The sequence below is a fragment of the Amycolatopsis sp. cmx-4-83 genome (genome assembly GCF_046548815.1).
In the GTDB taxonomy this organism is placed as follows: domain Bacteria; phylum Actinomycetota; class Actinomycetes; order Mycobacteriales; family Pseudonocardiaceae; genus Amycolatopsis; species Amycolatopsis pretoriensis_A.
In genome coordinates, this window is record NZ_JAEBEF010000010.1 from 171,142 (window position 1) to 181,751 (window position 10,610).

At 72.6% G+C, this 10,610-nt stretch carries 12 protein-coding genes; 7 read left to right on the forward strand and 5 right to left on the reverse strand.

Annotated elements, in window-relative coordinates; genetic code table 11:
• Nucleotides 1-9: 9 nt before the first annotated feature.
• Nucleotides 10-1,437 (reverse strand): sensor histidine kinase, encoded by a 1,428-nt coding sequence (locus ACLJQM_RS30370; protein ID WP_410633724.1) that lies wholly within the window; start codon nt 1,435-1,437, stop codon nt 10-12.
• Nucleotides 1,434-2,144, reverse strand: a complete 711-nt coding sequence (locus ACLJQM_RS30375) for a response regulator transcription factor (RefSeq protein WP_247013379.1) — start codon at nt 2,142-2,144, stop codon at nt 1,434-1,436. Before ACLJQM_RS30375 ends, ACLJQM_RS30370 begins: the two co-directional genes overlap by 4 nt.
• A 147-nt stretch (nt 2,145-2,291) precedes the next feature.
• Here ACLJQM_RS30375 and ACLJQM_RS30380 point away from each other — a divergent pair, with 147 nt between their 5' ends.
• The 6 genes from ACLJQM_RS30380 to ACLJQM_RS30405 all read left to right on the forward strand — a co-directional run bounded on the left by ACLJQM_RS30380 (nt 2,292) and on the right by ACLJQM_RS30405 (nt 7,082).
• A complete protein-coding gene (locus ACLJQM_RS30380; RefSeq protein WP_410634071.1) occupies nt 2,292-3,638 on the forward strand; it encodes a ferric reductase-like transmembrane domain-containing protein in 1,347 nt (448 codons plus the stop codon).
• Between the two features lie 13 nt (nt 3,639-3,651).
• Nucleotides 3,652-4,095: an FMN-binding protein gene (locus tag ACLJQM_RS30385; protein WP_410633725.1), complete on the forward strand. Its 444-nt coding sequence runs from the start codon at nt 3,652-3,654 to the stop codon at nt 4,093-4,095.
• On the forward strand, nt 4,092-4,832 hold the full coding sequence (locus ACLJQM_RS30390) for an FAD:protein FMN transferase (protein ID WP_410633726.1): 741 nt from the start codon (nt 4,092-4,094) through the stop codon (nt 4,830-4,832). The genes ACLJQM_RS30385 and ACLJQM_RS30390 overlap by 4 nt, the downstream gene beginning before the upstream one ends.
• A gap of 63 nt (nt 4,833-4,895) precedes the next feature.
• A complete protein-coding gene (locus tag ACLJQM_RS30395) occupies nt 4,896-5,276 on the forward strand; it encodes a VOC family protein (protein WP_247013386.1) in 381 nt (126 codons plus the stop codon).
• Nucleotides 5,273-6,094: a class I SAM-dependent methyltransferase gene (locus tag ACLJQM_RS30400; RefSeq protein ID WP_360774323.1), complete on the forward strand. Its 822-nt coding sequence runs from the start codon at nt 5,273-5,275 to the stop codon at nt 6,092-6,094. Before ACLJQM_RS30395 ends, ACLJQM_RS30400 begins: the two co-directional genes overlap by 4 nt.
• 13 nt (nt 6,095-6,107) lie before the next feature.
• Nucleotides 6,108-7,082 carry an asparaginase gene (locus tag ACLJQM_RS30405; protein WP_410633728.1) on the forward strand — a complete coding sequence of 325 codons (975 nt, stop codon included), beginning with the start codon at nt 6,108-6,110 and terminating at the stop codon, nt 7,080-7,082.
• A 5-nt stretch (nt 7,083-7,087) separates the two neighbouring features.
• On the opposite strand, the gene ACLJQM_RS30410 is transcribed toward ACLJQM_RS30405, so the two are convergent.
• The 3 genes from ACLJQM_RS30410 to ACLJQM_RS30420 all read right to left on the reverse strand — a co-directional run bounded on the left by ACLJQM_RS30410 (nt 7,088) and on the right by ACLJQM_RS30420 (nt 9,466).
• Complete coding sequence (locus ACLJQM_RS30410; protein ID WP_410633729.1) at nt 7,088-7,567, reverse strand: cysteine dioxygenase; 480 nt, start codon at nt 7,565-7,567, stop codon at nt 7,088-7,090.
• 178 nt (nt 7,568-7,745) lie between these two features.
• A complete protein-coding gene (locus ACLJQM_RS30415) occupies nt 7,746-8,762 on the reverse strand; it encodes an NAD(P)H-dependent glycerol-3-phosphate dehydrogenase (RefSeq protein WP_247013394.1) in 1,017 nt (338 codons plus the stop codon).
• Nucleotides 8,762-9,466 (reverse strand): lysophospholipid acyltransferase family protein, encoded by a 705-nt coding sequence (locus tag ACLJQM_RS30420; protein ID WP_360774332.1) that lies wholly within the window; start codon nt 9,464-9,466, stop codon nt 8,762-8,764. Before ACLJQM_RS30420 ends, ACLJQM_RS30415 begins: the two co-directional genes overlap by 1 nt.
• A gap of 499 nt (nt 9,467-9,965) precedes the next feature.
• Here ACLJQM_RS30420 and cofC point away from each other — a divergent pair, with 499 nt between their 5' ends.
• Nucleotides 9,966-10,586, forward strand: coding sequence for a 2-phospho-L-lactate guanylyltransferase (cofC, locus tag ACLJQM_RS30425; protein WP_410633730.1), 621 nt, complete (start codon nt 9,966-9,968; stop codon nt 10,584-10,586).
• Nucleotides 10,587-10,610 lie beyond the last annotated feature (24 nt).

Below are 10,610 nucleotides of genomic sequence, written 5' to 3' on the forward strand. Positions count from 1 at the left end.
CCCGGTTCCTCACTCACGACCGGCGAGCGGCAGCCGGACCGTGAACACCGTCCGGCCCGGCTCAGAGGTGACCGCGACCGTGCCGCCGTGCGCCGTCACCAGGGACTGGACCACCGAAAGCCCCAGGCCGGTGCCGCCGTTGCCGCGGGTGCGGGAGTCGTCCACGCGGAAGAAGCGGTCGAAGATCCGCTCCTGGTCGGCCGGCGCGATCCCCGGCCCGGTGTCGGTGACCGCCACGACGGCCTCGCCGGGAGAAGAGCTCACCGAGACGTGCACCGGCGTCCCCGGCGGGGTGTGCACGGCCGCGTTGGCCAGCAGGTTGTCGAGCACCTGCCGCAGCCGCAGCGGGTCCGCGGAAACGAAAGCCGGTGCGAGCGAAGAAGAAACCGGGTGGTCCGGCCGGCCGGCGGCGAACGCGTCCGCCGCGTCGCCGGCCAGCTCGGCCAGGTCGACGCGCTCGGGCCGCAACGGCGTCTCGGCCGCCCGCGCGTCGAGGCGGGCCAGCAGCAGGAGGTCGTCGACGAGCACCGTCATCCGCGCGGTCTCCTCGCGGATCTTGGCCAGGTGCGCCTCCCGTTCCGCCGGCTCGTTCGCCGCCGCGTAGCGGAAGAGGTCGGCGTAACCGCGGATCGACGTCAGCGGCGTGCGCAGCTCGTGCGACGCGTCCGCGACGAACCGGCGCAGGCGCTCGTTCGCCTCGGTCTTCGCCGCCAGCGACGTGTCGATGTGCGCCAGCATCACGTTGAACGCCGTCCGCAGCTCGTCGACCTCCGCGCCGCCGCCGGTGCCCGACGCGCGCGCCGGCAGGGCCGGGCTCGCCGTGAGGTCGTGGGACGCGATGTCGTGCGCGGTCCCGGCCATGTCGGCCAGCGGGCGCAGGCCGCGGCGCAGCACCAGCCGTCCGACGACGACCAGGACGCCGAGGGCGAGCGAAAACGCGGCCACCTCGACCCAGATCAGCTGCTGCACGGTGCCGTCGAGGTCCTTCTGCGGGGCGGCCGAGAGCAGCACCGAGCCGTTGTCGACCGGGCAGGCGCGCACCCGGTACGGGCCGTCGTCGTACAGGAAGATGTTGCGCGTGACGTCGCCGTTCACCGCTTCGGCGGCGATCTTCGCCAGCTGCTTGGCGTTGCCCGGCAGCCGGCCGCCGGGCTCGGGGGTCGCGACGCCGTCGCGCACCTTGTACAGCGCCGAATACCAGGAGTACACCGACTGCGGCGAGCCGTGCGTCTCGCGCAGCAGCGGCAGCTGGGTGTTCTGGCTCTTCGACAGCTGCTCGTCGAGCCGCCGGTCGAGGTAGCCGTGCATGATCCCGACCATCGTGACGCCGACGGCCGCGAACACGACCAGCGCGAGCGCCCCGAGGCCGAGCGTGATCCGGGTGCCCAGCCGCGTGCGCTGCCAGGCCCCGTACCACTTCGCGAAGAAGCGCTTCACCGGTTGGCCTGGCGCACGACGTACCCGACGCCGCGCACGGTGTGGATCAGCGGTTCGCCCCCGCCCGCGTCGACCTTGCGCCGCAGGTGCGAGATGACCAGTTCGACCACATTGGACCGGCCGCCGAAGTCGTACTCCCAGACGTGGTCGAGGATCTGCGCCTTGGTGAGCACCGACGGCGACCGGCGCATGAGGTAGCGCAGCAGTTCGTACTCGGTCGGGGTCAGCTCGGCGGCGCGCTCGCCGCGGCGGACCTCGCGGCTGTCCTCGTCCAGCGTGAGGTCCCCGACCCGCAGCACCGCGCCGCGCGCGGCGGACTGCGCACCGCCGTGGCTGCGCCGCAGCACCGCCCGCAGCCGCGCCATCAGCTCCTCGACGGAAAACGGTTTCACGAGGTAGTCGTCACCCCCGCGGGTGAGCCCGGCGATCCGGTCGGCCGTCGCGTCCTTGGCCGTGAGGAACACCACGGGGACCGCGTTGCCGTTCTCGCGCAGGCGGTCGAGCACGGTGAAGCCGTCGAGGTCGGGCAGCATCAGGTCGAGCACGACGATGTCCGGGGCGAACGCCGCCGCCTCGGTCAGCGCCGCCTTGCCGGACCCCGCCGTGACCGCCTGCCAGCCCTCGTACCGGGCGACGGTGGCGACGAGGTCGGCGATGTGCGGCTCGTCGTCGACGACGAGCAGGCGCACGGTCTCGGAGGTCTGCACCGCCCCATCTTCTCCCGGCGCGCGCGGAGCGGGCGAGCCGTGGCGCGGGCCGACAGGAATCCGACAGGCCGCACCCAGCCTCGCCACAGGCTGCGTGGCGAGGCTGGCCCTCGTGAACCGAAACCGAAGGGGATCCGTGTGACCACCATGACGCAGACCGCCGAGGCCGCGCGCCCGGCGATCCGCCCCCGGATCGCCGCGAAATCCGGCCTCTTCACCTTCCTGGGCGCCAACGTGGCGGCCGTCACCGCGCTGTTCGCGCAGGCCGGCCTCTCGCAGAACGTGCTCATCAGCATCGGGCGGCTCGCCGGGATGTACGGCGCGCTGGCGATGGCCTTCCAGCTGCTGCTCGTGGCCCGGCTGTCCTGGCTGGACCGGCGGATCGGGATGGACCGGCTCACCACCTGGCACCGCTGGACCGGCTTCACGATCCTGTGGACCCTGCTCGCGCACCTGGTGTTCATCGCCTTCGGCTACGCGGAGGTGTCCGACAAGGGCGTCGTCGACGAGCTGGTCGAGATGGCGAACACCCTCGAAGGCATCCTGCGCGCGCTGGTCGCGTTCGCCGTGATCCTGATCGTGGGCGCGGCCTCGGCGAAGTTCGCGCGCAAGCGGCTGGCCTACGAGACGTGGCACTTCATCCACCTCTACACCTACGCCGCGGTGCTGCTGGCGTTCACCCACCAGATCGCGCTGGGCCAGTCGTTCGCCGGTTCCGAGCAGGCGAAGGCGTACTGGTGGACGCTCTGGCTGGGCGCGGGCGCCGCGGTGCTCGCCGGCCGCGTCGTGCTCCCGCTGTGGCGCAACGTGCGCCACCAGCTGCGGGTCACCGCGGTGGTTTCCGAGGCCCCGGACGTCGTTTCGGTGTACATGACCGGCAAGCACCTGGACAAGATGCCGGCGCGGGCGGGCCAGTTCTTCCTGTGGCGGTTCCTCACGAAGGACCGCTGGTGGCAGGCCAACCCCTTCTCGCTGTCCGCCGCACCCGACGGCCGCACGCTGCGGCTGACCGCGAAGGCGCTCGGCGATTCCAGTGCGTCGCTGCGGAACCTGCGCGTCGGGACGCGGGTGTTCGCCGAAGGCCCGTACGGCGCCTTCACGACCATCCACCAGCGGCGGCCCAACGCGCTGCTCGTCGCCGGCGGCGTCGGCATCACGCCGATCCGCGCGCTGCTGGAGGACATCGACGGGCACGTCGTCGTGCTGTACCGGGTCCGCAACCAGGCCGACGCGGTGCTGCTGCCGGAGCTGAACGGGCTGGCCAAGGCCCGGGGCGCCGACATCAGCGTCCTCACCGGACCGGACCAGGCGGTCGGCCCGCGCGGGGCGATGCTCGGGCCGGCGAACCTGCACATGATGGTGCCGGACGTGCACGACCGGGACGTGTTCGTCTGCGGCCCGCCGGGGATGACGGCGGCCGTGCTGCGCAGCCTGCGCGAGCTGAAGGTGCCGAAGACCCAGGTCCACGCCGAACGCTTCAGCCTCGCGGCCTAGGGGGATTTCCACCGTGAAGAAGACCATTTTCGTCGTCGCGCTCTCGATCGCCGGGTTCATCTCGGTCTGGCGGTTCGAGCCGGGGCCGGTGCACAACACCGCCGCCGTCGCGCAGGCGCCGCCCAGCACGAGCGCCCCGGCCCCCTCGGCGGCGCCGTCGACCGCACCCTCCACTTCGGACAGTGCGAACGCGACGGTGACGACGCAGGGCTCGGCCGAGTCCAGCACCTACGGGACCGTGCAGGTGCAGGTGACGTTCACCGGTGCGCGGCTCACCGCGATCACGCTGCTGCAGGCGCCGAACGAAGGCCGCGCGCTCACCGCGTTGCCGCGGCTGCAGGACGAGGCGATGCAGGCGCAGAGCGCGGACATCGACACGATCACCGGCGCGACCGAGACGAGCGAGTCGTACAAGACGTCGCTGCAGGCCGCGATCGACGCGCGGGGGAACAGATGACCACCCGCGTCGAACAGGTGATGGGCCTGCCGATCTCGCTCGACCTGCGCGACGACGGGGATTTCGCCGAGGCCGTCGACGACGTCTTCGGCTGGTTCCACGACGTCGACGCCCGGTTCAGCCCGTTCAAGGCCGACAGCGAAGTCAGCCGGTACGACCGCGGCGAGCTCGCGGCCGCCGAGCTGAGCGACGACCTCCTGGAGGTCCTGGAACTCTGCGCGTACTACGAGCAGCTTTCCGGCGGTGCGTTCCGGGCGCGGCTGCCCGGGCGCGGCCTCGACCCGTGCGCGGTGGTGAAGGGCTGGGCGGTGCAGCGCGCCGCCGACATGCTGAAAGCCGAAGGCGCGACGACGTTCTGCCTCAACGCGGGCGGCGACGTCGTCACCGCGGGCGAGCCGGAGCCGGGCCGCCCGTGGCGCGTCGGCGTCCGCCACCCCGAGCAGCCGCTGGCGGTGTGCGCGGTGCTGGAGTCGCGCAACGGCGCGATCGCGACGTCGGCGGCGTACGAACGCGGCTCCCACATCCTCGACGGCCGCTCGGGAACGCCCGCGACGGGACTGATGAGCGTCACGGTCGTGGCGTCCGACCTGGTCACCGCGGACGCGCTGGCCACGGCGGCGTTCGCGATGGGCGAGGAGGGCATCACGTGGGCGGCCGACCGGCCGGACTGCGAGATCCTCATCGTCGACGACAGCCGCCGCGTCCACCGGACGGCGGGGCTCTCGCTGGCGTCGTAAATCGGTTCGCCCCGGCGCTCCGGCTGAGCCAGACTCGGCGGCACCCGTCTGCCGAGGAGTGCCATGCCTTCGTCCGTCCTGCACGTGTCCGTCGACTGCGCCGATCCGTACCGGCTCTGCCAGTTCTGGAGCGAGGTCACCGGGAAGCCGGTCCCCGAGGAGGACCAGCCCGGCGACGACGAGTGCGGCATCGCGCTCGAGGGCGGCATCGACCTGCTGTTCCTGCGGGTCCCCGAGCCGAAGACGGTGAAGAACCGGCTCCACGTCTGCCTGCAACCGGACGTCGCCCGCGACGACGAGGTCGAGCGCATCCTCGGCCTGGGCGCGACGCTGGTCGACGACCTCCGCAAGCCCGACGGCACCGGCTGGGCGGTGCTCGCCGACCCCGAAGGCAACGAGTTCTGCGTCCTGCGCAGCGCGGCCGAGCGCGCGGCGACGTCGTGACGGACTCGTTCGCCGTCAACAAGGCCAACTGGGACGAGCGCGCGCAGCTGCACGCGGCTTCGCCGGACTACAACTTCGCCGGCTTCGCCGCGGATCCCGCGCACCTGAGCGCCGTCGTGCGGTTCGACCGGCCGCGCCTCGGCGACATCGGCGGCCTGCGCACGGTGCACCTGCAGTGCCACATCGGCACGGACACGGTGTCGCTCGCACGGCTCGGCGCTTCCGTGACCGGCTTGGACTTCTCGGGCGCGGCGCTCGCGGAAGCACGGAAGCTGGCCGAGGCGGCGGGCGCGGCGATCGACTTCCACGAAGCCGACGTCCACGACGCCGTCGAAGTGCTGGGCGCCGGCGAGTTCGACCTGGTCTACACCGGGATCGGGGCGCTGTGCTGGCTGCCGTCGGCGGCACGCTGGGCGTCGGTGGTCGCCGGTCTGCTGCGCCCGGGCGGGCGGCTCTTCATCCGGGAGGGTCATCCGATGCTGGGGACGCTGGACGAGAACGACCCGGCGGCGCCGCGCTACCCGTACTTCGAGCACGCCGAGCCGCTGGTGTTCGACGAGCCCGGGACCTACGTCGCCACCGACCGGCCGCTCACCCACAGCGTCAGCCACTCGTGGAACCACTCGCTGGGCGAGATCATCACCGCGCTGCTGGACAACGGCCTGACGCTGACCGCGTTCACCGAGCACGACAGCGTCCCGTGGAACGCGATCCCCGGCCAGATGACGCACGACGAAGCCGCCGACGAGTGGCGGCTGAAGGACACGCCCTCGCGGCTCGCGGCGAGCTACACGCTCCAGGCGGTCAAGAACGGCTGAATAGGGTGACCGCATGACCTTGATCGCGGTCGCCACCCTCGGCGGAACCATCTCGATGGCCCCGGTCGCCGGCGCCGGTGCCGTTCCCCGGCTGGGCGCCGCCGAGCTGCTCGGCGGGCTCGGTGACCTGCCGGTGGACGTCCTCGCCGAAACCCTCGCGGGGATCGGCAGCGCGTCGATGGACTTCGCGACGCTGCTGCGCTGCCGCGAATGGGGCCTGCGGCAGGACGCCGACGGGTTCGTCGTCGTGCAGGGCACCGACACCCTCGAAGAGACCGCGTACTTCCTCGACCTGTGCTGGCCGTCGGAGCTCCCCGTGGTCGTCACCGGCGCGATGCGCAACGCGGGCCTGCTCAGCCCGGACGGCCCGGCGAACCTGCGCAACGCGCTGACCGTGGCCGCCGATCCCCGCAGCCGCGGCCGGGGCGCGCTGGTGACGCTCAACGACGACGTCCACGCGGCGCGGTGGGTGCGGAAAGCGCATTCGAGCCGGCTCGACGCCTTCACGTCGGCGCCCGCGGGGCCGCTGGGGATGGTCGTGGAGCACGCGGTGCACTACTTCCACCCCTCGCCGCCGCGGCCCCCGGCGCTCACCGGCGAGGACTTCGGCGGGCTGGTCGCGGTGGTCGAAACGGGTCTCGACGACCCGGGCGAGGTCCTCGCGCACGCGGCCGCGCAGCCGGGCGTGCGCGGGATCGTGCTGGCGGCGACCGGCGCGGGCCACGTCTCGGCCGGCACGGCCGACGTCGTCGCTCGGCTGGTGGATTCCTTGCCCGTGGTGGTCGCTTCGCGGACCGGCGCGGGACCGACGCTGCGCTCGACGTACGGCTTCCACGGTTCGGAGTCGAGCCTGATCGCGATGGGCGCCACGATGGCGGGCTGGCTGGACGCGCGCAAGGCCCGGATCCTGCTGCGCACGCTGCTGGCGGCCGGCGCGGACCGGGACGCGATCGAGCGCGGGTTCCGCCTGCGCGGCGACCTGGACTGAGTGCTTCAGTCCAGGACTGGGCCGCCCAGCGGGTCGAGGTGGTAGGAGCGCATCTCGCGCTCGGCGTCGCGGTAGACGTGGACCGACACCGCCGGGTCCGGGCCGTCGTTGCGCACCTCGTGCACGTACCCCGGGCCGAACACCCGCGACTGCCCCACCGCGAGGGAGTGCAGTTCGGTGATCGCGCGGCCGCCCGGGGCACGGCGCGCCACGGCCTCCGTCAGGTGCCCGCTGACCACGGTGAACGCGCCGCTGGCGAACGCGTGGTCGTGCAGGTCGGTGTGCTGGCCGGGCAGCCAGCCCATCAGCCAGACCTCCTGCCGCGCGTCCTTCTCGACGAGCGCCGCGAAGCGCTGCTCGGGGTCGTAGCGCAGCAGGTGCTTCCAGCGGTCGCGGTCGGCCGCGACCTCGAGCGCGACGCGCACCGGGTGGCGCAGCGCGGGGTTTTCGGGACGCAGCAGGGTGTTGTCCGGAACGGCGAACATGGGGGTCCTCACGGGAGTGTCGGGCTGGGCCGGGGCTGGGTTCACCGACAACAGCGACACGCGCGCACGACGGCGCGGCGACCCGTGGGGCCCCGCAGCTCGGTCATCTCGTGCGCGAACATGCGACCAGAGTCGCAGCCGCTCCCCGCCCGGTCAAGACGTCCCACCTGCCGGGAGATCAGGACCACTCGTGCTTTTGCGACCGCCCGAGCAGCTCCGCGCCCGCCCGCCGCGGGTCGACGCCTTCGTGGCAGACGCGGTGCATCGCGTCGGTGATCGGCATGTCGACCCCGACGCTCCGCGCGAGCGCCCGGATCGACGAGCACGACATGACGCCCTCGGCGACCTGCCCGCCGCCCGCCGCCTGCGCCTGTTCGAGCGTCTCGCCGCGGCCGAGGCGCTCGCCGAACGTCCGGTTGCGAGAAAGCGGCGACGAGCAGGTCGCGACCAGGTCGCCGACCCCGGCGAGCCCGGCGAACGTCAGCGGGTCGGCGCCCAGCTTCGCGCCGAGCCGGGCCATCTCGGCCAGGCCGCGGGTGATGAGCGTCGCCATCGTGTTGGTGCCGAGCCCGAGGCCGGCGGCCATGCCGGTGCTGAGCGCGATGACGTTCTTGCAGGCGCCGCCGAGCTCGCAGCCGACGACGTCGGTGTTGGTGTAGGGCCGGAAGTAGGAGTTGGCGCAGGCGCGCTGGATCGCGACGGCGCGCTCGTGGTCGGCGCACGCCAGCACGGAGGCGGACGGCTGCCCGGCGGCGATCTCCTTGGCCAGGTTCGGCCCGGTGACGACGACGACGTCGCCGGCGTCGATCCCGACGATCTCGCCGATCACCTCGCTCATCCGCTTGAGCGTGCCGAGCTCGACGCCCTTGGCGAGGCTGACGAGGATCGCCTCCGGCGGCAGCAGACCGCGCCACGACGTCAGGTTGGCGCGCAAGCTCTGGCTGGGCACGGCGAGCACGACGGCTTCGGCGCCTTCGAGCGCCTTCGCCGCGTCGCTGGTCGCGGTGATGTTCTCCGGCAGGGCGACGCCGGGCAGGTACGCGCTGTTGGCGTGCCGCTCGCGGATGTCTTCGGCGACCTCGTCGCGGCGCGCCCAGAGCGTGACGTCGCGCCCGGCGTCCCCGAGGACCTTCGCGAACGCGGTGCCCCACGACCCGGCCCCGAGCACGGTGACCCGCTGCACGTCGGCGCGCATCAGGCCGGCTCCCCCGGCTTCTCCGACGGCGGTTCCTCGTCGCGGATCTCGCCGAGCAGCCGGGTCACCTCGTCCATCATGACCTTGGTGACCTCACGCAGCTTCGACGCGCTGCGGACGCTGCCTTCGCGGTAGGCCGACAGGTCGAGCGGCTCGCCGACGCGGTGGGTGATGGTCTTGCGCGGGAACGGCTTGAACTTCTTGGTGTAGCCGTTGAAGAGCTGGCTGGTGCCCCAGCGGGCGATGGGGATCACGGGGACGTCGTTCTGGATCGCGAGCCGCGCGGCGCCGGTGAAGGACTCCTTCGGCCAGCCGGCCGGGTCCTTGGTGATGGTGCCCTCGGGGTAGATGACGACGATCTTGCCCGCCTGCAGCGCCTCGTGCGCGGCCTTGAGGCTGTCCCCGGCGGCGGCCGACCCGCGCGAGACGGGGATCTGGCCCGAGCCGACGAAGATCTTCCCGAAGATCGGCGTCCGGGTCAGGCTTTCCTTGCCGAGGAACCGCGGCACCCGCTTCGCCCGGTGCACGAAGACGGCGTCGACGACGGGGTCGAGGTGCGAGATGTGGTTCAGCACGAGCAGCGCGGGCCCCTGCCGCGGCACCTTCTCGTCCCCGACGTAGACCCGCCGCGCGATCCCGGTGACCGGGTAGAACAGTACGGCGGCGAGCCCCACCCAGAAGCCACCCTTTTCACGCCGGGCCACGATCTCCTCCTCAACCTACGAAGTCCGGGGTTGATCCTGCCGCGCCGGGGTCGGAGCAGTCCAGGGAGGGTGCGTTCGGGTGCCGCCGAGGTGTTCGGAGGCGGCCGGGCGCCCTGGTGGAGGCCCGGTTGCGCGGCCGGCGCCGGCCACGAACACCGGCCCGGCCCCGCCCTCGCACGGCATGAACGACCCGTTCACCTCGTCCGACGTCAGGGTCCCGGCAAAGTCGGATCGGTGCAGCCGGCCCGGCGGCCGCACCGTCAGGAAAGACCCTTTCACCTCGCCAGAGGCGGTGAAAGGGTCTTTCCTGACGTCCGGTCCCGGGAAACATGGTCGGGTGCCCGGCCCGGCCGGCGACTTTGCCGGAGCCCTGTCGTCCGACGCCGTGAACGACCCGTTCACGACCTCCGCCCCCCAGGTTGTCCACAAGTGCTCTCACCTGTGGACAACCCACCCCGCAGCCCGACACGAGCCCCACCTTTCCGGTAAAGATGGACACGTGGACGTTGACCTGGTCGTGCCGATGAAACACCCCCGCGACGGCAAGTCGCGGCTGCGTGGCGCGGTCGAACCGGACCACCACCCGGCACTGGTACTCGCGCTGGCCGCCGACACGCTCGCCGCCGTCGTCTCGGCCGGGCAGGTGCGGCGCGTCCTGCTCGTCGCGGCCGACCCGCGAGCCGTCGCCGAACTCGCCGAGCTCGGCGTCGAAATCATCCCCGAACCACCGCAAGGAGGTCTCAACGAAGCTTTCCGCCACGGCGAAGCACGGCTGCGCGCGGACGACCCGGCGGCCGTCGTCGGCGCCCTCCAAGCCGACCTCCCGGCCCTGCGGGCAGGCGACCTGACGGCGGCGATCGCGGAATCGGCGAACCGGCGCGCCTTCGTGGCCGATCGCCAGGGCACCGGCACCACGCTCCTGCTCTCCGCCCCCGCCGCACCCCTCGACCCGCGTTTCGGGGTGGGCTCGGCCGAAGCGCACCGCCGCTCCGGAGCCGTCGCGCTGCAGGCGGCGCTCGCCACCCTCCGCAGCGACGTCGACACCCCGGACGATCTCGCCCACGTACGCGCCCTGGGTGTCGGAAAACACACGGCAGAAGCCTGTGCGGTACCGCGCTGAGCTGTTCACCTGACCTTCACCGCG

Bases quoted from the DNA above. Each gene is read 5' to 3' on its own strand.
- ACLJQM_RS30405 (WP_410633728.1), top strand. From the start codon at position 6,108: ATGACCTTGATCGCGGTCGCCACCCTCGGCGGAACCATCTCGATGGCC.
- ACLJQM_RS30380 (WP_410634071.1), top strand. From the start codon at position 2,292: ATGACGCAGACCGCCGAGGCCGCGCGCCCGGCGATCCGCCCCCGGATC.
- ACLJQM_RS30390 (WP_410633726.1), top strand. From the start codon at position 4,092: ATGACCACCCGCGTCGAACAGGTGATGGGCCTGCCGATCTCGCTCGAC.
- ACLJQM_RS30395 (WP_247013386.1), top strand. From the start codon at position 4,896: ATGCCTTCGTCCGTCCTGCACGTGTCCGTCGACTGCGCCGATCCGTAC.
- ACLJQM_RS30415 (WP_247013394.1), bottom strand. From the start codon at position 8,762: ATGCGCGCCGACGTGCAGCGGGTCACCGTGCTCGGGGCCGGGTCGTGG.
- ACLJQM_RS30410 (WP_410633729.1), bottom strand. From the start codon at position 7,567: ATGTTCGCCGTTCCGGACAACACCCTGCTGCGTCCCGAAAACCCCGCG.